The organism is Leifsonia sp. GW821-FHT13C05, from assembly GCF_058806515.1.
Window position 1 is genome coordinate 702,599 of sequence record NZ_JBXAPT010000001.1, and the last position, 20,452, is coordinate 723,050.

Below are 20,452 nucleotides of genomic sequence, written 5' to 3' on the forward strand. Positions count from 1 at the left end.
CAGGCGATCTCGTTTCTTTACGTTCGTTGTCGGTCGGCCACCTCGGCCGGCCGTTCGGGCGTCGCAACGCCCATAAGCCTTCGCTGGCGTCTCTCCGGCACACGCCGCAGAGACCAGTTGCAACGATTATCGCATGACCGCACCAGGAACGCGGCTGCCTCTCAGGTCGACACGCGATCGGTCATGCCATAATCCGACTGTGTCCACCCCTACAGCCGAGCGCCGCCCGACCGTACTCGCCATCTTCCTGATCGTCGCCGGGGCCATCGGCCTCTGGGCTGCTTTCATGCTCACGATGGACAAGTTCCACCTCCTCGAGAACCCGGATGCGCAGCTGTCGTGCAACTTCAGCCTGCTCGTCGGGTGCACGAAGAACCTCAACTCCTGGCAGGGGTCGCTGTTCGGCTTCCCCAACCCGCTGCTCGGCCTGATCGGCTGGACCGCGACCATCGCGGTGGGCGTCGGGGTGCTCGCCGGGGCGCGCTTCGCCAAGTGGTTCTGGATGCTCTTCAACCTCGGCGTGATCGGCGCGATGGCCCTCGTCATCTTCCTCATCACGCAGTCGATCACCGTGCTCAACGTGCTCTGCCCGTGGTGCATGGTCACCTGGCTGGTCACCATCCCGACCTTCTGGGGAGTGACGCTCTACAACCTCAAATCGGGCAACATCCCCATCCCGGAGTCCGGGCGTGTCTTCTTCGGCAAGCTCTACTCCTGGGTGCCCCTGATCACGGTGATCTCCTACGCGATCGTCGCGATCCTCGCCCAGATCCAGCTCGACTGGATCAACAACGTCTTCGTCTAGCCCCCATAAATTCGAGTCCGAACTTATTCACGGTGACACTCGGCGTGTCGCGTGAACAAGTTCGGACTCGATGGGTTTCAGGCGAACCAGAGGGCGAGCTCGCGCGCGGCGGACTCGGGCGAGTCGGAGCCGTGCACGAGGTTCTGCTGCACCTTGAGGCCCCAGTCGCGGGCGAAGTCGCCGCGGATGGTGCCCGGCGCGGCCGTGGTCGGGTCCGTGGTGCCGGCGAGCGAGCGGAAGCCCTCGATCACGCGGTTGCCCGCGAGGCGGATCGCGACGATGGGGCCGGACTCCATGAACTCGACAAGCGGCTCGTAGAACGGCTTACCCTCGTGCTCCGCGTAGTGTGCGGCGAGCAGGTCGCGGTCGGCCTGCAGCATCCGGATGTCGACGAGCGAGTAGCCCTTCGCCTCGATGCGGCGCAGGATCTCGCCCGTGAGGTTGCGAGCGACGCCGTCCGGCTTGACGAGCACCAGGGTCTCTTCGACGGGGGTGGTCATGGATTCTCCGTTCCGTTTGCGGCCGCGTTCGCGGCCTTCTTGTTGCGGTCGATGCGGGCGCCCGCGATCATGCAGTACGCCCACATGGCCGTGAAGATGGCGCCGACGATGAAGAAGGCGGGGACGAGGAAGCCCGCCGCCACGACGACGAGCTGGACGAACCAGCCGAGCACGATGCCCACCGGGGAGCGCAACGTGCCGATGGCGACGATCATCAGGACGACGAGCGCCGCTCCCCCGCCGAGCGCGACGCCGGCGGGCAGCGAGCCGAGGCCGAACAGCACCAGGGCGCCGAGGAAGACGACGATCAGCTCGAAGCCGAGCACGATGGAGCCGAGCAGTTCCCTGACCGTCCGCTCCCGGCGCGGCCGTGCGGCCTTCGCGGGCTTCTCCGCGTCGCTCACGAGCTGGTCGACTTCCACTCGCCGGCCTCCGCGATGGCCATCGCGTCACCGACGAGCACGATCGAGCCTGTGACGACCACGGCGCGCTTCGGCTCCTCCGCCGCCCACTCGCGGGCGGCGTCCAGGGCCTCCTCGAGGTCGCCGTAGACGATGGTCGCCTCGTCGCCGACCTCGTCGAGCACGATCTCGCCCAGCTCGTCGGCCGGAAGCGCACGATCGGAGCGCGGCTCCGTCACGTAGAACTGGGTGGCGACCGGGGCGAGCGCGCGCACGATGCCGCGCGCATCCTTGTCGGCGAGCGACCCGAAGACGAAGGTCAGCTCGTCGAAGTCGAAGTAGCGGCGCATCGCATCCGCGAGGGTCTGGGCTCCGGCGGGGTTGTGGGCGGCATCGACCAGCACGGTCGGGTCGACACCGATCAGCTGCAGGCGTCCCGGCGAGGTCGCCGTGGCGAAGCCCTCCTCCAGGAGGTCGGCCTTGAGCGGCTGCGTCCCCCGGCCGAGGAACGTCTCGACGGCGGCGACCGCGACGGCGGCGTTCTGCGCCTGGTGGTCGCCGTACAGCGGGAGGAACAGCTCGTCGTATGTCGCGGCGAGGCCCCGGATGCTCACCAGCTGCCCGCCGACGGCCACCGAGGTGGATGCGACGTCGAACGCTCCGGGCTGCACGGCGATGGTGGACTCGGTGAGCCCGGCCGCGGTGGTCAGCTCGGCCAGCGCATCCGGTGTCTGGGCGGAGCTCACCACGTCGGCGGCGGGCTTGATGATGCCGGACTTGGTGCGCGCGATCTCCGCGACGGTGTCGCCGAGCGCCTTGGTGTGGTCGAGCGAGATCGGGGTGAACACCGCCACCTGGCCGTCGCCGACGTTGGTGGAGTCCCACTCGCCGCCCATGCCGACTTCGATCACGGCCACGTCGACCGGCGCGTCGGCGAATGCGGCGTACGCGAGCACGGTCAGCGCCTCGAAGAACGTGAGCGGCGCCTGGCCTTTCTCCGCGAGCTCGCCGTCGACGATCTCGATGTACGGCTGCACGTCCTCCCAGTTGCGCACCAGCGCTTCGTCGGAGATCGGCTGGCCGTCGATCACGATGCGCTCGTTGAAGCGCACCAGGTGCGGACTGGTCAGCAGGCCCGTCCGCAGGCCGTACGCACGCAGGATGCTCTCGGTGATGCGGCTCGTCGACGTCTTGCCGTTCGTCCCCGTGATGTGGACGATCGGATACGCGCGCTGGGGGTCGCCCAGCAGCTCGACGGCGCGCCGGGTGGCATCCAGCCTGCGCTCCGGCGCACCCTCTCCGATGCGCGCGAGCAGCGCCTGGTAGACAGCGTCCGCTTGGTCGCGGAACTCCTCGGACTCGTCGCTCACTCTGCCTCCTCGATCCTGGTCACGCCGACCGTGAACTCCCCCGCGTTGGCGAACTGGCCGGCGGAGAAGGTCTTCTCGAACGCGCCCGCCGTTTCACCGAACTCAACGGTCAGAGTCTCGGCCGCAATGTCTACACCTTCGGCCAACGAAAGCAGCTCAGAATCTTCAGAATGCAACAGCAGACTCAACCGGATGCGGTCGCTCACGTCGAGTCCTGCCGCCTTGCGGGTGTCCTGCACCGCGCGGATGATGTCGCGCGCCAGGCCCTCGGCCTGCAGCTCCGGCGTGGTCACCGTGTCGAGCAGCACGAACCCGCCGCCCGGCAGCAGCGCCAGCGCCGACGTGGACTCGCCGTCCGCCTGCGCCGTCTCAAGCACCAGCTCGTATTCGCCGTCGGCCAGTTCGACGCCACCCGCCGTCACGACGCCGTCGGCCTCCGACCAGTCGCCGGCGCGGGCGGCTTGGATGACCTGCTGCACCTGCTTGCCGAGCCGCGGACCGGCGGCGCGCGCGTTCACGGTCAGCTTGCTCGTGATCCCGTAGCTGGCTGCGCTGTCGTCGTGCAGCTCGACCAGCTCGACCGCCTTGACGTTGAGCTCGTCGCGCAGGATGCCCTCGAACGGGCGCAGCGCATCCGCGTTCTCGGCGACGACGGTCAGCGAGGCGAGCGGCAGCCGCACGCGGAGCCCGGCCTGCTTGCGCAGCGACAGCGTGGTGGAGCTGATGCTCCTGATGCGGTCCATCGCATCCACCAGCGCGTCGTCCGCGGGGAACTCTGCGGCGTCCGGCCAGTCGGTCAGGTGCACGCTCCGCTCGCCGGTGAGGCCGCGCCAGATCCGCTCGGTGACGAGCGGCAGCAGCGGGGCGGCCACGCGGGCGACCGTCTCGAGCACCGTGTAGAGGGTGTCGAAGGCCTCGGTGCCCGTGCCGTCGGCCGAAACGCCCTGCCAGAACCGGTCGCGCGAACGCCGCACGTACCAGTTGGTGAGGATGTCGGCGAAGTCGCGCAGCTTGGCGGCCGCGAGGGTGCTGTCGAGCGCTTCGAGGTCGGCCGTGACGTCCTCGACGAGGTCGCGCGTCTTGGCCAGCAGGTAGCGGTCGAGCACGTCCGTCGAGTCGGTGCGGCGCTTCGCCTCGTATCCGGTGGCGTTGGCGTACAGGGAGAAGAAGTACCAGGTGCTCCACAGCGGGAGCAGCACCTGGCGGACACCCTCCCGGATGCCCTCCTCCGTCACGATCAGGTTGCCGCCGCGCAGCACAGGGCTCGCCATCAGGAACCAGCGCATCGCGTCGGAGCCGTCGCGGTCGAACACCTCGTTGACGTCCGGGTAGTTGCGCAGCGACTTCGACATCTTCTGCCCGTCGCTGCCGAGCACGATGCCGTGGCTGATCACGTTCTTGAACGCCGGGCGGTCGAACAGGGCGGTCGACAGCGTGTGCAGCATGTAGAACCAGCCGCGGGTCTGCCCGATGTACTCCACGATGAAGTCGGCCGGGTTGTGCCCATCGAACCACTCGCGGTTCTCGAACGGGTAGTGCACCTGGGCGAACGGCATCGAACCGGAGTCGAACCAGACGTCGAGCACATCCGGGATGCGGCGCATGGTCGAGCGGCCGGTCGGGTCGTCCGGGTTCGGACGGGTGAGGTCGTCGATGAACGGCCGGTGCAGGTCGGGCTCCCCCGCCGCGTTCGTCGGGATGGTGCCGAAGTCGGCCTCCAGCTCGGCCAGCGAGCCGTACACGTCGATGCGCGGGTATGCGGGGTCGTCGCTCTTCCAGACCGGGATCGGCGAACCGAAGTAGCGGTTGCGCGAGATCGACCAGTCGCGGGCGTTGCCCACCCACTTGCCGAACTGGCCGTCCTTCACGTTCTCCGGCACCCAGTTGATCTGCTGGTTGAGCTCGCCCATCCGGTCGCGGAAGTCGGTGACGCGCACGAACCAGCTCGACACCGCCTTGTAGATCAGCGGGTTGCGGCAGCGCCAGCAGTGCGGGTAGGAGTGCTCGTAGCTCGCCTGGCGGAGCAGCCTGCCGTTCTCGCGCAGCAGCGTGGTGAGCGGCTTGTTCGCCTCGAACACCTGCAGGCCTGCCACGTCTTCGATCACGGGCAGGAAACGCGCTCCGTCGTCCACCGAGATGATCACGGGGATGCCGGCCGCCTCGCAGACGCGCTGGTCGTCCTCGCCGTATGCCGGCGCCTGGTGCACGATGCCGGTGCCGTCCTCGGTGGTGACATAGTCGTCGACCAGGATGCGCCACGCGTTCTGGGTGCCGTACTCCTCGACGTCGGCGTAGTAGTCCCACAGCCGGTCGTAGGTGACGCCCTCGAGCTCTGCACCGCGGACGCGACGGGTGATCGCGGCCAGCGCATCCGCCGCCGTCTCGTAGCCGAGGTCTTTCGCGTAGTTGCCGACCAGCTCGGTGGCGAGCAGGTATTCGCCGCTCAGCACCTCGTCGTCGGAGGTGCCGTGCGCGTCGGCCGCGCCGTTCGGACCGGCGGGCACGACCGCGTACTCGATGTCAGGGCCGACGACCAGCGCGAGGTTGGTCGGCAGGGTCCACGGGGTGGTCGTCCAGGCCAGGGCACGCACGCCGGTGAGGCCGAGCGCCTCCGCCTTCGCCCCGGTGAGCGGGAAGGTGACCGTGACGGTCTGGTCCTGACGCATCTTGTAGACGTCGTCGTCCATCCGCAGCTCGTGGTTGGACAGCGGGGTCTGGTCGCGCCAGCAGTACGGAAGCACGCGGTAGCCCTCGTAGGCGAGGCCCTTCTCGTGCAGCTGTTTGAACGCCCAGATCACCGACTCCATGAAGGTGACGTCGAGCGTCTTGTAGTCGTTGTCGAAGTCCACCCAGCGCGCCTGGCGGGTGACGTACTCCTGCCATTCGCGGGTGTAGTGCAGCACCGAGTCCTTGGCGGCCTGGTTGAAGGCCGCGATGCCCATCTCCTCGATCTGGCTCTTGTCGGTGAGCCCCAGCTGCCGCTCGGCCTCCAGCTCGGCGGGCAGGCCGTGGGTGTCCCAGCCGAACCGGCGCTCGACCTTCTTGCCGCGCATCGTCTGGAAGCGCGGGAAGACGTCTTTGGCGTAGCCGGTGAGCAGGTGACCGTAGTGCGGCAGGCCGTTGGCGAAGGGAGGGCCGTCGTAGAAGACCCATTCCGGCGCATCCTGCCGGTTGTCGATGGATGCGCGGAAGGTGCCGTCCTCTTTCCAGAACGCGAGAACCTCTGTCTCGATCTCCGGGAAGCTCGGGCTCGGGCTGACGCCCGCCTGCTCGGCGTCGCGCGCCGACGATTCGTCCGGTGACTTGGGGTACGGCATCTCACTCCTGGCAGGTCGTTCGTCTGCACGAGGACGCCGGACGCTCGAAACGTCCGCCGCGGTACCACCCCGCTTGCCGCATCCACTCACGGTGTGGATGCGACCGCTCTTCGTTGGCTGTGACGGGCCAGACCCGTTCGGTTCTACTGGGCGCGCCTCGCGGTGCGCTGTTCTTCCGAAGACTCGCCGGTGATCGCCGGGTCGATGTCTGTACGCACGATTCTAGCTCGTTTACGAGCGGATTTCGGGCACTTCGCCCAGCCAACTGGCGGTCGGATGCGCACGGTCGTCGATGAGGAGGCCATAGTTCCGCGCGATTGCATTGAAACGCATTTGATTTCAGCACCGCCATGCTTCTATTCTGCATATCAGGTGTCACCGTCGACTCCGAAAGAACAAGGAACTAGATATGAAATCAGTCAAAAAGGCCATTGCCGCCACGATCCTTTCCGCCGCATTCATCGTGGGCGGAGCAGGCGTGGCGCAGGCTGCCACCGTGTACTACAAGGGCAGCGCAATCTCGTGGGACTACGGTCGCGCCTGGGGCGTTTACAGTCAGTCCGATGTCCAGTCAGGTTCGTACGAACACCACTCGACCGCCAATACCACGGTCTCCGGCTGGAAGAAGCCCGGTGTCGTGGCTAGCGCCTCCCAGTACGTAGGCACTGGAACGGCCACCGCGTACTGGAACGCGCGAGGCTAATCACCCTCCGATAGATCGGTCGGCGGTGACACCCATGTCCTTCTCGTCGAAGGTGTTGTGCTGGCTCCTCGTCATCCTGATCGGGTGCCTGGGAAGTTTCCTTCTCGTGTTCAGTCAGGGCGCGGCGCTCAAGCAAGATCTTGACCACTACCCCGGTGCATCCACCACCGTTCACCTGGCCGGTATTCCGGAGGAGCGTTCGGATCGCATCCTCGCGGTTCTCAGCGCGTTCGCGGAGACAGACGGACGATCGATCGTTCGAATCGACGATCGGTTGTCAAGCCTCGACGGAGGTTTGACCGGTGTGCGGATCGGTCTGGTGGCAGACCCGGTCAACCTTTCGTCTGCGCTCCCTCTCCATTTCCTCGGCACTACACTCTTCGGGGCTGGCGAGCTCCGCGATCTACTCACCGGCGATCGTGCCCGATCGATCGGTCTCGACGCCAACGAGGCGGACGTCATCCATAAGATTCCGGAGCTGGCTTTCGCTCCCCGTATCGCCGCAGTCCAGCTGTCGCGCCTCGTTGAGACGTCAGGAACCATCAACGGGGCTTACCGCATAGCCGGCGCGAACGAAGCCCAGATCGACGACCTACTCGCTTCGCTCGAACCCCTCACCAATCAGTCCGCCCAAACGATGCAGACGGAACTCCGCGGCAAGCAGACTGACGCCGGGCTCGCTGCATTCATTCTGTTGGGCTTCCTCCTTGCGGCGTCACTTCTGCTGCTCTTCCTCCTCGTCTTCGAGGCAATACGGTCCTCACGTGCGCTCGGGGTACACCTTCTGCTCGGACGGTCGGCCAGCGGATTCGTCCTCTCACTTTTCAGGCCAGTCCTGTTCTCGTGTGGGTTCGCAGCTGTCGCGTCTTCAGCCCTCGTCCTCGTGCTGATGCCGGGTTATGCGCTCAGCCCTGCTCTCGCGTTCACCGCCGTAAGCTCCGCTGCTGCTGGGACGGCGGTGACCCTGATGTGCATTGCCGTCGCAGCTGCCGGGCCACTATCGATCAAGCCCGTGGATGCGATTCTCGGGCGCTACTCGAAAAAGATTCTTCTCGTGGCCATATCCGGCTTCTATCTGTTCTCGGTCGCCGGATTCTCGGTGGCGTTCTTCGCGCTCGATGGACCGATGAAGGAAGTTGGCGCACTCACGGATGTCGGGCGTTCGTGGGCAGATATCGAAGATCAGCAGATCCTTTATCGCGAGGCCCCCGGCAATGATCAGGCAAGCTTCACCGGTCAGTCCAGCAAGCACGCACGCGATATTTACGAGTGGTACAGGTCCATTTCCGACGAGCCAGGAGTCAGCCTCGTTAACACAGAACACTACGATCGGAGGGTGCTCGACCAGTGGCACGGTATCTACAGTTCTGTGCCTGAGAAGCCGTTCTGGTACATGGCCGCTTCGCCGAGCTATCTCGCCTCGCAGGGATTCACTCTCGCCGACGACCTCGTCCATCGTGCGTCGCGCGGAGAACGCACTTACCTCATTCCCGACTCATGGACAGCACGAACGAAGCAAGCCATGCACGAATGGCTTACCGAAGATAGTCGTATTGACTATGAAGCGTCGGTCGAGACGAGCTACCTGAAGAGCCCAGCCGTGAGCTTCGTGGAGTATTCCCCGAGAACACCTCTGTTCATGTGGAATGTCGAGCCGACGCTGGCTCAGAGAGTCGTCGACCCCGTAATCCTCATTCTCACGCCCGAGAACATGATTCCCTTCGAAAGTGAAAGCCTTGCAGCCGTCGGGCTGGAGAACAGCTACGTGAAACTGACCGTGGCGGCAGCGCAGAACTTCACCAGCCCGTCCTACCTAGACCGGTTCAGCCTCGCGGACAACAAGCCCGAGTTCCTCCCCGTGAGCAGTTTCATCGCAGGCCTCAAGAAGACGATTCACGATTTCCTCGCATTGTTCGCAACCGTTGCCGTCTTCCTTTGTGTGTTCTGCCTCATATTGCTGGTGACCCTGATGAAGCTCTTCTCAACGACGTATCGCGAATCGCTGGCGGTCAAGCGCATGCTCGGCCACTCATTGAGCCGCCTCTTCGCCTCAACGATCATCGTGGTCGGCGCGGCCGGCGCTCTTGCCGTTGGATCGGCGATACTCGCGCAATCCACCAGCGCTCTTCTCGCGAACATCGTGATGCTCACCATTCAAGTGCTGATGATCGCGCTCCTCGGCAGAAGGTATTCGCGGCTGCAGATCAGCTCGACTCTCAAAGAATAGGATCCCCCGTGAAGCCCTTGCTCACCATCGAAAATCTTACGAAGACCTACGGCTCTCATACCGTTCTGGACAACATCACGCTTGACGTGGCGAACGGTGATTCGATCGCCATCATGGGACGATCCGGCAGCGGGAAGTCCACGCTCTTGAACATCATCGGGCTTCTCGAGCAGCAAACCTCGGGCACGATGACCTTCCGCGGAACGACACTCCCACGAATCAATAGATCGGCGGCGACTGCCCTTCGCCGCGACCACATCAACTATCTGTTCCAGTCCTTCGCGTTGATCAATTCGTCGTCGGCGATCGAGAACATCCTCATCGGGCTCCATAGCGTCAAGCTACGCCGCGCAGTCAAGGAGAAGCAGATCATGGAGTTGCTTGGGCACCTTGGGCTGCACGGCGTTGCCCGCGACAAAGTAATGACACTCTCCGGTGGTGAGCGTCAGCGAGTGGCGCTCGCGCGCTGCCTGCTCAAACCTGGCGAACTCATCCTCGCCGACGAACCGACGGGAGCGCTGGACGATGCCCTGGCCGAACGTGCGGTCACGGAGATGCTCAGCCTTCAGCGTGACTACGGAAAGACGCTCATCGTCGTCACCCACGACCGTCGAGTCGCCGACCGGTGTGATCGGATCCTCGAGCTCGACTCGGGATCGCTCACCGCGTGATGGGCTGATCAGTCCAAGCCGGGCATTTCGCCCAGCGCGGACGCGTACCCGGCGCAGACCGGCCCGACCGCGGCCACGATCACCGGCGCGAGCGGACCGCGACGCACGCCGCTGCGCGCCCAGACCGCCGCAGCAGCACCCGCCGCCCCGATCACGGAGGTGGCGATGGCGCGCGGGAGGAGCGCATCCTGCCTGTCGCCCAGCCGCGCGGCGACGAAGGCGCTCAGCTGGCGCACCAGCGCGAGGAAGCGCGGGAGGGCCGACGCCTCCAGCTCGCCGTCCGTGCCCATCAGCTCGTACTGCGTCACGGCGAGCGGGAGTCGGGCGGGGCCGAACTCGTTCGCGAGCGCGGTCACCGCATCCAGCACGGCGGTCATCGGAGGAGCGCTCGGGTCGGCGGCGGCGAGCACCCTGTCGAACCCGCGCAGGCTCTCGTCCACCTCCAGCCAGAGCAGGTCGCTCTTGGAGCCGAAGTAGTTGAAGAAGGTGGCTCTGCTCACCCCTGCTCGGCGCGCGATGTCGTCGACGGTGGTGCCGTCGTAGGTCTTCTCGAGGAACAGCTCACCGGCGGCCTCGGCGAGCATCCGGCGACTGGATGCGCGGGGGCGCCCGGAGCGGGAATGGTCTGCCTGTGCCACGCGTTACCTCCTCACGCCTATTATTGGACCCGGTCCACATATTAACGGACCACTGCAGCCCGCCAGACAAGGAACCCCGTGACCTCCCCCAACGCGACAGCACCAGACACCATCGTCCGCAGCGACACCGACCGTCCAGGCATCACCCCCGGCACCGCCCGCAGGGTGACCATCGCCTCGTTCGTCGGCACATCGCTGGAGTCGTACGACTTCTATCTGTTCGCCTACTTCAGCGCGTTCTTCGTCGGCCCGCTGTTCTTCCAGCCGCTCGGCGTCTTCGGCGGAGTGCTCGCCGGGTTCCTCACCATCGCGGCCGGGTTCGTCATCCGGCCCATCGGCGCCATCGTCTTCGGCCACCTCGGCGACAGGATCGGTCGCCGCCCCACGCTGCTCATCACCATCCTGATGATGGGCATCGGCACCGGCCTCGTCGGCGTGCTGCCGACGTACGCGGTCGCGGGCTGGTTCGGCGCCATCGCCCTGGTGCTGCTGCGCCTCGTGCAGGGCCTGTCGCTCGGCGGGGAGTGGGGAGGCTCGATCCTGCTCGCGACCGAGTACGCCAACCCGAAGCGGCGCGGCTTCTACGCCGCCCTCCCCCAGCTCGGCTCCCCCGTCGGGTCGATCCTGAGCGCCGTGGTGTTCATCCTGATGTCGACGCTGCTCAGCCCGGAAGACATCGCGGCGTGGGGCTGGCGCATCCCGTTCCTCACGGCCATCCCGCTGCTGCTCGTCTCGCTCTACCTGCGCTGGTCGATCGACGAGACCCCGGTGTTCAAGCAGCTGCTGGAGACCGGCAAGCGCGACAGGTTCCCCGTGCTGCAGGTGTTCCGCAAGGCGCCGACCGGGTTCGTGATCGCCATCGGCGCCGCGATCCTCGGCATCGGCTCGTACTCGCTGATGAACACGTACATGGTCGACTACGGCACGGCCGTGCTGAAGTTCAGCTTCTCCGACCTGCTCATCGCCACCACCATCGGCGGACTGCTGCAGCTGGTGACCATCCCGCTGTTCGGCGTCTGGGCGACCAGGATCGGCTCGGCGCGCGTCGTCGCCATCGGCGCGATCGGCACGCTCGTGATCGCGTTCCCGATGTACTTCCTGCTGCAGTACGCGACCTTCCCCATCCTGGTCGGCAGCATGATCGTCGGCGGCATCCTTCCGACGCTGTCGTGGGCAGGGCTCGGCGGGTTGATGTCCGACCTGTTCCCGAGCGACGTGCGATACAGCGGCCTCTCCGTCGCGTACAGCATCGCCGCCCTCCTCACGGCGTTCGTCCCCGCACTGACCCTGCTGCTCGGCAACGCGACGGGAAACGCCTGGTGGCACCCGGGGATCGTGCTCGGCATCATGAGCGTGATCACCCTCGTCGCCGCCCTGTTCGCCGCCCGCCGCAGGCCGATCATCGACGAGGTCGTCTCTCCCGAGTGACGCTCAGGTACCCTGGAGGGACTGCACACTCAGGCACCTCACCATCGACACGGTGCCGCATATAGCGAATCGGAGAACGATGAACGCCGCCAACCCGGTGCCTGACAAGCCCGCCCTCGAAGGCCTGGAGGCCAAGTGGGGCTCCCACTGGCAGACTGCAGGAACCTACCTGTTCCCCCGGGATGCGGCCCTCGCCGCCGACCGCGAGTGCATCTACTCCATCGACACGCCCCCGCCGACGGCGAGCGGTTCGCTGCACATCGGTCACGTCTTCAGCTATACGCACACCGACGTGATCGCCCGCTACCACCGGATGCGCGGCCAGCACGTCTTCTACCCGATGGGCTGGGACGACAACGGCCTGCCCACCGAGCGGCGCGTGCAGAACTACTACGGCGTCCGCTGCGACCCCACCCTGCCCTACGACGCCGACTTCGTGCCGCCGTTCGAGGGCGGGGACAACAAGTCGAGCAAGGCCGCTGACCAGAAGCCGATCTCGCGGCGCAACTTCATCGAGCTGTGCGAGCGCCTGACCGTCGAGGACGAGAAGCAGTTCGAGGCGCTGTGGCGTTCGCTCGGCCTCTCCGTCGACTGGACCCAGACGTACCGCACCATCGGCCAGGAGGCGCTGTTCACCTCCCAGCTGGCGTTCCTGCGCAACATCGAGCGCGGCGAGGCGTACCAGGCGATGGCCCCGACGCTCTGGGACATCACCTTCCGCACGGCCGTCGCCCAGGCGGAGCTCGAAGACCGCGAGCAGCCGAGCGCATACCACCGGGTGTCGTTCCACGGCGCAGACGGGCCGATCTGGATCGAGACCACGCGTCCCGAACTGCTGCCGGCCTGTGTGGCCCTGGTCGCGCATCCCGACGACGAGCGGTACAAGCCGCTGTTCGGCACCACCGTCACCACGCCGGTGTTCGGTGTCGAGGTCCCGGTGCTCGCTCACCACCTCGCGCAGCCGGACAAGGGCTCAGGCATCGCCATGATCTGTACCTTCGGCGACATCACCGACGTCACCTGGTGGCGCGAGCTCGACCTGCCGAACCGCGCGATCATCGGCTTCGACGGCCGCATCGTCAGCGAGGCGCCGGACGCCATCGCGTCCGAGGCCGGCAAGGCCGCGTTCGCCGAGCTGGCGGGCAAGACCGTGTTCTCGGCCAAGCAGGCCGTCGTCGAGCTGCTCCGCGCCTCCGGCGACCTGGAGGGCGACCCCAAGCCCATCCAGCACCCGGTCAAGTTCTTCGAGAAGGGCGACAAGCCGCTCGAGATCGTCTCGACGCGCCAGTGGTACGTGAAGAACGGCGCCCGCGACGAAGCACTCCGCGCGCGGCTGATCGAGCTCGGCCAGAGCATCGACTGGCACCCCGAGTTCATGCGCGTGCGCTACGAGAACTGGGTCGGCGGCCTCACCGGAGACTGGCTCATCTCGCGCCAGCGCTTCTTCGGCGTGCCGATCCCTGTCTGGTACGCGCTCGACGGCGACGGCAACCCGGTGTTCGACGAGCCGATCCTGCCGTCGCACGACCAGCTGCCCGTCGACCCGTCGTCGGATGCTGCCCCCGGCTTCGAGGAGTCGCAGCGCAACCAGCCCAACGGCTTCATCGGCGAGCACGACGTGATGGACACCTGGATGACCTCCTCGCTCACCCCCCAGCTCGCCGGCGGATGGAAGAGGGACGACGCGCTGTTCGACGCCGTCTACCCGTTCGACCTGCGCCCGCAGGGCCAGGACATCATCCGCACCTGGCTGTTCTCCACCATGCTCCGCTCCGAGCTGGAGAACCACGTTGCCCCGTGGGCGCACACCGCGCTCTCCGGCTTCATCGTGGACCCCGACCGCAAGAAGATGTCCAAGTCCAAGGGCAACGTCGTCACGCCCGCCGACATCCTGGAGAAGCACGGCTCGGACGCCGTGCGCTACTGGGCGGCATCGTCACGCCTCGGTACCGACGCGGCCTTCGACCCGCAGAACCCGACGCAGATCAAGATCGGCCGGCGCCTCGCCATCAAGATCCTGAACGCGGCGAAGTTCATCCTGGGCTTCGCGGCGACGGGCGCCGACGACCTCGCACTGGTCACCAGCCCCCTCGACAGGAGCATGCTGCACAACCTGGCCGCGGTCGTCTCCGACGCCACCACGGCGCTCGACGGCTACGACCACGCGCGCGCCCTGGAGATCGCGGAGACGTACTTCTGGACGTTCTGCGACGACTACCTCGAGCTCGTCAAGGAGCGCGCATACGGAGAGCAGAGCGCCGAGCAGACCTCGGCCGTCGTGGCCCTCCGCATCGCACTGTCGGCGTTCCTGCGCCTGTTCGCCCCCGTCGTGCCCTTCGCCACCGAGGAGGCGTGGAGCTGGTTCAACGACGGCTCCGTGCACACCGCGGCGTGGCCGGAGGCGTCGGAGGTCGCGGGCGCGTGGCCTGACGACGCAGCAGTGCTCGGCATCGTCGGCCGCGCGCTGACCGCCATCCGCGGCGCGAAGACCACCGCGAAGGCGTCCCAGCGCACGCCCGTCGACTCGGCTGTCATCGCCGGCCCAGAGGCCGAGATCGCGGCCATCGAGAGTGCGGCGGGCGACCTCCGTTCGGTGGGCAAGATCGCCGAACTGCGTTTCGCTGCAGCCACTGACCTTTCCGTGACCGATATCCTGCTGGCCCAGGCCCCGAGCGAGGAGGAACGATGACCGTGACGGTCCGGAGTGTGGAAGACAACGAGTTCTTCACCTGGCTCGACCTCTACGCAGGCTACGGCGAGTTCTACGAGCAGCCGCTGACGGACGAGAAGGCGCTGCTCGTGTGGAGCTGGATCACCGATCCGGACAACGAACTCGAAGCGTACTTCGCGGTCAACGACGATGGCACGCCGATCGGTCTCGCGCACGTGCGCGAGTTCGTCCGGCCGCTCGACGGCAGCCGCGGTCTCTACCTCGACGACCTGTTCGTCGCGAAGGACGCCCGCGGAGACGGGGCGGGCACGGCCCTCCTCGAAGCGCTGCGCGACCGCGCCCGCGAGCACGGCCTGTCCGTCGTTCGCTGGATCACCGCGAAGGACAACGAGACGGCCAGGCGCGTCTACGACCGCGTGGCCGAGAAGACCAAGTGGGTCACGTACGACCTCGTCCCGTGAACCCCTCGCGCGCATCCACCACCCCCGACGGCATCGACCGGCCGGGATGCGCGCGATAAGGTCGAAACACACGCACCAAGATCCAGCCGTGCGGGGAAGGCGAACGGAGGCACCCATGTCGATTGAAGTCCGACCGGTCGCAGACGGCGATTTCTTCGCCTGGCTCGACCTGTACGAGAAGTACGCGGCGTTCTACGAGACCCAGCTCAGCGACCAGAAGGCCCTGCTGCTCTGGTCCTGGCTGACCGCTCCCGACCACGAAGAGGACGGACTGGTGGCCGTCGAAGACGGTCGCATCGTCGGCCTCGCCCACGTCCGCGAGTTCGCCCGTCCGCTCGAAGGCGACAGGGGCCTGTTCCTCGACGACCTGTTCGTCGCGGAGGAGGACCGCCACAAGGGCATCGGCCGCACGCTCATCGACGCCGTCCGCTCCCTGGCGGAGGAGCGCGGCCTCGGCGTCGTGCAGTGGATCACCGCGCGCGACAACTCCGAGGCCCAGCAGGTCTACGACTCCGTCGCCACCCGCACTTCGTGGGTCACGTACGAGATCGACCTTCCCGCTGCGCGGGCGAGCGCCTGATGCAGCTGGGAACGCGCTGGTCCGTCGGCGGCGAAGCGCCGAGCAGCCTCCCCGAGGTGGTCGCGTACGCGGTCACGACTGTCGAGGAAGAACTCGTGGCGACCGACGTCGCCACGGACGGCTGGAAGTGGACGCTCACCTGGCTGGAGGGCAAGCCGGTCGTCGAACTCGACGACGGCACGGTCATCCGGTTCAACCCGCAGGAGGACTCGGCGACGATCACGCAGCCGGTCCAAGGCGAGCCGGACGAGTTCGACCAGGACTGACGAGTCTGCGTGGCCGAGTCGCGCATCCATTAGCGCGGCAGCTGAGGCAGCTGACGTGCCGCCTCGTCGCGGGTCCGCTCGACGGCCGCGAGCTGGTCGGCGAAGGTCGGCGCCGTGCGGAGCGTCGCGCGGCGCACGCCCCACTCGGTGAGGGCGCTGCCGAAGCGGATCGCGGTGCGCTGGGTCCAGGTGGCCTGGTGGATGCTGGGAACAGTGACGTCGATGACGGTCATGATCCGGTTCCTTCCGTGGTGGTTTCGTGCGCCGGCTCGTGCGAGCCGGCGGAGAGCAGGAGTCGCACCGCGATGAGCGTCAGTGCGAGGACGACGGCGCCGCCGATGACGAACGGCAGGCGCAGGTCGATGCGGGCGACGAATCCGCCCAGCACCGTGGCGATCGGGGTGAGCCCCCAGCCGATGGTGCGCACGATCCCCATCGCGCGCCCTAGCATGTCGTTGGGGACGATGGCCTGACGGAGCGCGCCCCACGGCACGTTCCAGACCGCGACGCCGAACGCGCCGACCGCGTATGCCACGATCGCGACGACCACGTTGGCGGTGACCCCGACGCAGAACATGCCGATCCCGCACACGAGCATCGAGCAGAACATCACCGGACCGCGGCCGAAGCGCTCGACGAGTCTGCTCGCGATGAGCGCGCCGGCCAGGGCTCCGACGCCGACGCCCGCCGTCACGACGCCGATGAGGGCGGCCGGGACGGAGAAGGTCTGCAGCAGGAGCAGCACGACGCTCCCCTGCGCGAAGGCGAGGGCGGAGGCGGTCAGCGAGGTCAGGATGATCATCGTCCGCAGGAACCGGTGGTGGACCAGGAACGAGACGACGGCGCGGAACGGGGGCCGGGTGTCGGCGGCGACGCCGTCTGCACTCTGTGCGGCCTGTGCGGCTTGTGCGGCCGCCCCCTTCCGGTACGCGCCGGCAGCGGCGGCGGGGATCGTAAGCGCCAGCAGCCCGGCGATCAGGAACCCTCCACCCGTCAGCCAGACCGGCAGCGCGATGGCGGCGGCGAAGAGGAAGCCGGCGATCGGGGTGGCGATGAAGTTCTGCACCACGATCTCGGCCGACTGCATCCGGCCGTTCGCCCTGTCGAGCTGATCGCGGGTGACGAGGCTCGGGACGACGGTGGTGGTGGCGTTGTCGAAGACGGTCTCGCCCATCCCGAACAGCAGCACGCAGCCGTAGAGCAGCCAGATCGTCAGCGAGTCCGTCGAGACGAGCACGGCCAGCAGGGCGGCGACGGCGAAGCGGAGCGTGTTCGCGACCGCCATCGCGATGCGGCGGTCGACCCTGTCGAGCAGCATGCCGGCCGGGATGCCGAACAGCAGCCAGGGCAGGAACGTCACGGCGCTCAGGCCCGCGATGAGGGCGGGATCCCTGGTGAGCGTCGTCGCGATCAGCGGCACGGCCGTGCGCCCGATCCCGTCGGCGAGGTTGCTGGCGATGGCCGACGTCCAGAGCCTGTTGAACCCGGCGCTCATCGGCGCCCTGGTCACCCGCTGCTGGGTGTCTGCGCTCATCGGTCGCTCGCCTCCACCAGCGGGAACGCGTTGAACTGCACCTGCACACGCAGGCTGCCTTCCGCGCCGGCGCCGTCTCCGCCGCCGTCGTGGCTGTCGGGGCCGTTGCCCTCGGCGCGCCACTTCTCGCGCAGCCTGGTCTGCATCGCGTAGTACTCGCGGCCGAACTCGGCCAGCTGGTCGATGGTGAGCTGGAGGTGCGACGTGGAGAGGGTGCTGGCCTGCATCCACTCGCTGCCGTAGACGTCGAGGCCGCGGCGCAGGAAGGCCGTGAGGCGGCGCTCGTTGTTCTGCTGCCACTCGCGGGAGATGAGCTCGTTGGCTTCCCGGCCTGCCGGGGTGGCGAGGGTCTCGGGCGAACCGATGGTGACGCCGCCGGGTGCCATCTTCCACCAGCGCTCGCGGCCGGACCCCTTCTCGGCGTCCTCCACGATGATGCCGTGCTTGGCGAGCTGCCGCAGGTGGTAGCTGGTCGACCCGCTCGACTCCCCCAGCCGCTCGGCGAGGCCGCTGGCCGTCGCCGGCCCGAAGTCGGAGAGCTCGTTCATGATCTCCACCCGCAGCGGATGCGCGAGCGCCCGGAGCGCCTCCATCCCCAGTGCGTCGTGCATCGGGTACGAGATCGCCGGGGGCTTCGTGCCGGCGTTCTGCGGCTGCTCGGGCTTTTCTTCGGTGGCCATGGTGAGAGAGTAGCAATGCAAAGACTTCTTTGCAACAGGTTCTTTGCAATTGGTTCTTTGCAATCATTCGTTTGCATGGGATCCTGCGCGGCGGCGGTGTGCGGCCCTAGGCTGGATCAATGGCAGACACGAACCCGTTCTTCTCCCCCAGCACGCTCCCGTACCAGTTGCCGCCGTTCGCGGACATCCGGGACGAGCACTACCGGCCCGCCTTCGACAGGGGTTTCGAGGAGCAGCTGGCGGAGGTGGCGGCGATCACCGCCTCCACGGACGAGCCCACCTTCGAGAACACGTTCGTCCCGCTGGAGAAGTCCGGCCAGACACTGCAGCGGGTCGCCGAGGTCTTCTTCAACAAGAGCTCGTCGGACTCCAGCGACTTCACCAACGCGCTCGAAGAGGAGATCGCTCCCCTGCTGGCCGCCCACCAGGACGCCATCCGGCTCGACCCGGCGCTGTACAGCCGAATCAAGGCCATCTACGACGAACGGGATGCGCTGGGGCTCGACCCCGAATCCCGCTACCTGGTCGAGCGGTACTACGAGGAGTTCACCCTCGCCGGCGCCGGCCTCAGCGACGCGGACAAGGAACGGCTGCGCGAGTACAACCAGCAGCTGTCCACTCTGACCACCCGATTCGAGAAGAACCTCCTGGCCGACACCAACGACCTCGCGGTGGTCTTCGACGACGTCGCCGACCTCGACGGCCTCGGCGACGGCGCGATCTCCGCTGCGGCGGAGGCGGCGAAGGAGCGCGGCCTCGACGGGAAGTACGTGGTCACCCTGGTGCTGCCCACCGGCCACCCGTTCCTCGCGAGCCTCACCAGGCGCGAGGTGCGGGAGCGGATCATGACCGCATCCCGGTCCCGCGGCATCCGGGGCGGAGACAACGACAACCGTCAGCTCGTGCTCGACATCACCCGCCTGCGCGCCGAGCGCGCCCGGCTGCTCGGCTTCGAGACCCACGCCGGCTATGTCACGGCCGGGCAGACGGCCAAGACCCCGGAGGCGGTCGCCGCCATGCTCGGACGGCTCGCGCCTCCTGCCGCCCGCAACGCCCGCGCCGAGCAGGCCGACCTGCAGCAGCAGCTCCCCGACGGCACCGAGCTGGCCGCCTGGGACTGGGCGTACCTCACCGAGAAGGTGCGGCAGGCGAAGTACGACATCGACGTCGCCGCGATGCGCCCGTATTTCGAAGCGGAGCGCGTGCTGCGCGACGGCGTCTTCTACGCGGCCACCAGGCTCTACGGCATCACGTTCGAGGAGCGTCCAGACCTCGTCGCCTACCACCCGGAGGCGCGGGTCTTCGAGGTGCGCAACGAGGACGGCTCCGAGCTCGGCCTCTACATCCTCGACCTGTACACGCGCGACTCGAAGCGGGGCGGAGCGTGGATGAACCCGCTCATCTCCCAGTCGGCACTGCTCGACTACCCGACCGTCGTGGTCAACAACCTTAACGTGCCGAAGCCCGCCGCCGGCGAGCCGACGCTGCTCAGTTACGACGAGACCAACACGCTCTTCCACGAGTTCGGGCACGCCCTGCACGGGCTGTTCGCGCGGGTCACGTACCCGAAGTTCGCGGGAACGAACGTCTACCGCGACTTCGTCGAGTTCCCCAGCCAGGTCAACGAGATGTGGATGCTCTGGCCGGAGATCCTGGAGAACTACGCCGTGCACAACGAGACGGGCGAGCGGATGCCGCAGGAGCTCGTCGACAAGCTGCACGAGTCCGAGGCGTTCAACGAGGGCTTCCAGACCAGCGAATACCTGGCTGCGACCCTGCTCGACCAGGCCTGGCACGCGATCACCGCCGACGACACGGTCACCGACGTAGCCGTCTTCGAGGCGCAGGCGCTCGCGGACGCCGGCCTCGACAACCCCGCCGTGCCGCCCCGCTACGCGAGCACGTACTTCGCGCACACCTTCTCGGGCGGATACGACGCCGGGTATTACTCCTACATCTGGAGCGAGGTGCTGGATGCGGACACGGTCGCCTGGTTCACCGAGAACGGCGGCCTCACCCGCGACAACGGCGACCGCTTCCGCCAGCGCCTGCTCGGTGTCGGCGGCTCGAAGGACCCGCTAGAGGCCTACCGCGACTTCCGCGGCCGCGACGCGGTGATCGAGCCCCTGCTCGAACGCCGCGGCCTCGCCGACTGATCCGTCGGTCTCCCCCGCGCCCGCTCCGCTCCGGCGGGGCGTCG

The 20,452-nt window shown here is 67.2% G+C and carries 18 protein-coding genes; 10 read left to right on the forward strand and 8 right to left on the reverse strand.

Annotation, left to right across the window (positions count from 1 at the left end):
• Positions 1 to 199: 199 nt before the first annotated feature.
• Complete coding sequence (locus AC1ROC_RS03405; RefSeq protein ID WP_492998101.1) at positions 200 to 805, forward strand: vitamin K epoxide reductase family protein; 606 nt, start codon at positions 200 to 202, stop codon at positions 803 to 805.
• 77 nt (positions 806 to 882) lie between these two features.
• On the opposite strand, the gene ndk is transcribed toward AC1ROC_RS03405, so the two are convergent.
• The 4 genes from ndk to ileS are packed head-to-tail and all read right to left on the reverse strand — an operon-like array spanning position 883 to position 6,393.
• On the reverse strand, positions 883 to 1,305 hold the full coding sequence (gene ndk, locus AC1ROC_RS03410; RefSeq protein ID WP_055893466.1) for a nucleoside-diphosphate kinase: 423 nt from the start codon (positions 1,303 to 1,305) through the stop codon (positions 883 to 885).
• Entirely contained in the window at positions 1,302 to 1,727 is a 426-nt protein-coding gene (locus tag AC1ROC_RS03415) for a DUF4233 domain-containing protein (RefSeq protein ID WP_492998103.1), read from the reverse strand. The genes ndk and AC1ROC_RS03415 overlap by 4 nt, the downstream gene beginning before the upstream one ends.
• Positions 1,706 to 3,076, reverse strand: a complete 1,371-nt coding sequence (locus tag AC1ROC_RS03420; protein ID WP_492998105.1) for a bifunctional folylpolyglutamate synthase/dihydrofolate synthase — start codon at positions 3,074 to 3,076, stop codon at positions 1,706 to 1,708. The genes AC1ROC_RS03415 and AC1ROC_RS03420 overlap by 22 nt, the downstream gene beginning before the upstream one ends.
• A complete protein-coding gene (gene ileS, locus AC1ROC_RS03425; protein ID WP_492998107.1) occupies positions 3,073 to 6,393 on the reverse strand; it encodes an isoleucine--tRNA ligase in 3,321 nt (1,106 codons plus the stop codon). The genes AC1ROC_RS03420 and ileS overlap by 4 nt, the downstream gene beginning before the upstream one ends.
• A gap of 409 nt (positions 6,394 to 6,802) precedes the next feature.
• Here ileS and AC1ROC_RS03430 point away from each other — a divergent pair, with 409 nt between their 5' ends.
• Genes AC1ROC_RS03430 through AC1ROC_RS03440 form a run of 3 tightly spaced genes read left to right on the forward strand, consistent with a single transcriptional unit; the run spans position 6,803 to position 9,994 of the window.
• Positions 6,803 to 7,096 carry a hypothetical protein gene (locus AC1ROC_RS03430; protein WP_492998109.1) on the forward strand — a complete coding sequence of 98 codons (294 nt, stop codon included), beginning with the start codon at positions 6,803 to 6,805 and terminating at the stop codon, positions 7,094 to 7,096.
• 34 nt (positions 7,097 to 7,130) lie between these two features.
• Positions 7,131 to 9,323 (forward strand): hypothetical protein, encoded by a 2,193-nt coding sequence (locus AC1ROC_RS03435; RefSeq protein ID WP_492998111.1) that lies wholly within the window; start codon positions 7,131 to 7,133, stop codon positions 9,321 to 9,323.
• Positions 9,324 to 9,331: 8 nt separating this feature from the next.
• A complete protein-coding gene (locus tag AC1ROC_RS03440; RefSeq protein WP_492998113.1) occupies positions 9,332 to 9,994 on the forward strand; it encodes an ABC transporter ATP-binding protein in 663 nt (220 codons plus the stop codon).
• Positions 9,995 to 10,002: 8 nt separating this feature from the next.
• Here AC1ROC_RS03440 and AC1ROC_RS03445 read toward each other — a convergent pair whose 3' ends face one another.
• Positions 10,003 to 10,632 (reverse strand): TetR/AcrR family transcriptional regulator, encoded by a 630-nt coding sequence (locus tag AC1ROC_RS03445; RefSeq protein ID WP_492998115.1) that lies wholly within the window; start codon positions 10,630 to 10,632, stop codon positions 10,003 to 10,005.
• A gap of 78 nt (positions 10,633 to 10,710) precedes the next feature.
• Between AC1ROC_RS03445 and AC1ROC_RS03450 the strand changes: the two genes are divergently transcribed.
• The 5 genes from AC1ROC_RS03450 to AC1ROC_RS03470 all read left to right on the forward strand — a co-directional run bounded on the left by AC1ROC_RS03450 (position 10,711) and on the right by AC1ROC_RS03470 (position 16,038).
• A complete protein-coding gene (locus tag AC1ROC_RS03450; RefSeq protein WP_247597383.1) occupies positions 10,711 to 12,060 on the forward strand; it encodes an MFS transporter in 1,350 nt (449 codons plus the stop codon).
• A 79-nt stretch (positions 12,061 to 12,139) separates the two neighbouring features.
• Complete coding sequence (valS, locus tag AC1ROC_RS03455; protein ID WP_492998117.1) at positions 12,140 to 14,749, forward strand: valine--tRNA ligase; 2,610 nt, start codon at positions 12,140 to 12,142, stop codon at positions 14,747 to 14,749.
• Positions 14,746 to 15,192: a GNAT family N-acetyltransferase gene (locus AC1ROC_RS03460; RefSeq protein WP_085368470.1), complete on the forward strand. Its 447-nt coding sequence runs from the start codon at positions 14,746 to 14,748 to the stop codon at positions 15,190 to 15,192. Before valS ends, AC1ROC_RS03460 begins: the two co-directional genes overlap by 4 nt.
• 115 nt (positions 15,193 to 15,307) lie before the next feature.
• Positions 15,308 to 15,772 carry a GNAT family N-acetyltransferase gene (locus AC1ROC_RS03465; protein WP_492998120.1) on the forward strand — a complete coding sequence of 155 codons (465 nt, stop codon included), beginning with the start codon at positions 15,308 to 15,310 and terminating at the stop codon, positions 15,770 to 15,772.
• Positions 15,772 to 16,038, forward strand: coding sequence for a hypothetical protein (locus AC1ROC_RS03470; protein WP_168689348.1), 267 nt, complete (start codon positions 15,772 to 15,774; stop codon positions 16,036 to 16,038). The genes AC1ROC_RS03465 and AC1ROC_RS03470 overlap by 1 nt, the downstream gene beginning before the upstream one ends.
• 29 nt (positions 16,039 to 16,067) lie before the next feature.
• Here AC1ROC_RS03470 and AC1ROC_RS03475 read toward each other — a convergent pair whose 3' ends face one another.
• Genes AC1ROC_RS03475 through AC1ROC_RS03485 form a run of 3 tightly spaced genes read right to left on the reverse strand, consistent with a single transcriptional unit; the run spans position 16,068 to position 18,252 of the window.
• Positions 16,068 to 16,271, reverse strand: a complete 204-nt coding sequence (locus AC1ROC_RS03475) for a hypothetical protein (RefSeq protein WP_492998122.1) — start codon at positions 16,269 to 16,271, stop codon at positions 16,068 to 16,070.
• Positions 16,268 to 17,572, reverse strand: coding sequence for an MFS transporter (locus AC1ROC_RS03480; RefSeq protein WP_492998124.1), 1,305 nt, complete (start codon positions 17,570 to 17,572; stop codon positions 16,268 to 16,270). The genes AC1ROC_RS03475 and AC1ROC_RS03480 overlap by 4 nt, the downstream gene beginning before the upstream one ends.
• The gene (locus tag AC1ROC_RS03485; RefSeq protein WP_492998126.1) at positions 17,569 to 18,252 is read right to left on the reverse strand and encodes an ArsR/SmtB family transcription factor; all 684 of its coding nucleotides are present in this window, start codon (positions 18,250 to 18,252) and stop codon (positions 17,569 to 17,571) included. The genes AC1ROC_RS03480 and AC1ROC_RS03485 overlap by 4 nt, the downstream gene beginning before the upstream one ends.
• Positions 18,253 to 18,371: 119 nt before the next feature.
• Here AC1ROC_RS03485 and AC1ROC_RS03490 point away from each other — a divergent pair, with 119 nt between their 5' ends.
• A complete protein-coding gene (locus tag AC1ROC_RS03490; RefSeq protein WP_492998128.1) occupies positions 18,372 to 20,408 on the forward strand; it encodes a M3 family metallopeptidase in 2,037 nt (678 codons plus the stop codon).
• Positions 20,409 to 20,452: the final 44 nt, after the last annotated feature.

What these genes read in the sequence shown, in the direction of transcription:
- ndk (WP_055893466.1), bottom strand. Translation starts at nt 1,305, where the DNA reads ATGACCACCCCCGTCGAAGAGACCCTGGTGCTCGTCAAGCCGGACGGC.
- ileS (WP_492998107.1), bottom strand. Translation starts at nt 6,393, where the DNA reads ATGCCGTACCCCAAGTCACCGGACGAATCGTCGGCGCGCGACGCCGAG.
- AC1ROC_RS03430 (WP_492998109.1), top strand. Translation starts at nt 6,803, where the DNA reads ATGAAATCAGTCAAAAAGGCCATTGCCGCCACGATCCTTTCCGCCGCA.
- AC1ROC_RS03435 (WP_492998111.1), top strand. Translation starts at nt 7,131, where the DNA reads ATGTCCTTCTCGTCGAAGGTGTTGTGCTGGCTCCTCGTCATCCTGATC.
- valS (WP_492998117.1), top strand. Translation starts at nt 12,140, where the DNA reads ATGAACGCCGCCAACCCGGTGCCTGACAAGCCCGCCCTCGAAGGCCTG.
- AC1ROC_RS03460 (WP_085368470.1), top strand. Translation starts at nt 14,746, where the DNA reads ATGACCGTGACGGTCCGGAGTGTGGAAGACAACGAGTTCTTCACCTGG.
- AC1ROC_RS03465 (WP_492998120.1), top strand. Translation starts at nt 15,308, where the DNA reads ATGTCGATTGAAGTCCGACCGGTCGCAGACGGCGATTTCTTCGCCTGG.
- AC1ROC_RS03470 (WP_168689348.1), top strand. Translation starts at nt 15,772, where the DNA reads ATGCAGCTGGGAACGCGCTGGTCCGTCGGCGGCGAAGCGCCGAGCAGC.
- AC1ROC_RS03475 (WP_492998122.1), bottom strand. Translation starts at nt 16,271, where the DNA reads ATGACCGTCATCGACGTCACTGTTCCCAGCATCCACCAGGCCACCTGG.
- AC1ROC_RS03480 (WP_492998124.1), bottom strand. Translation starts at nt 17,572, where the DNA reads ATGAGCGCAGACACCCAGCAGCGGGTGACCAGGGCGCCGATGAGCGCC.
- AC1ROC_RS03485 (WP_492998126.1), bottom strand. Translation starts at nt 18,252, where the DNA reads ATGGCCACCGAAGAAAAGCCCGAGCAGCCGCAGAACGCCGGCACGAAG.
- AC1ROC_RS03490 (WP_492998128.1), top strand. Translation starts at nt 18,372, where the DNA reads ATGGCAGACACGAACCCGTTCTTCTCCCCCAGCACGCTCCCGTACCAG.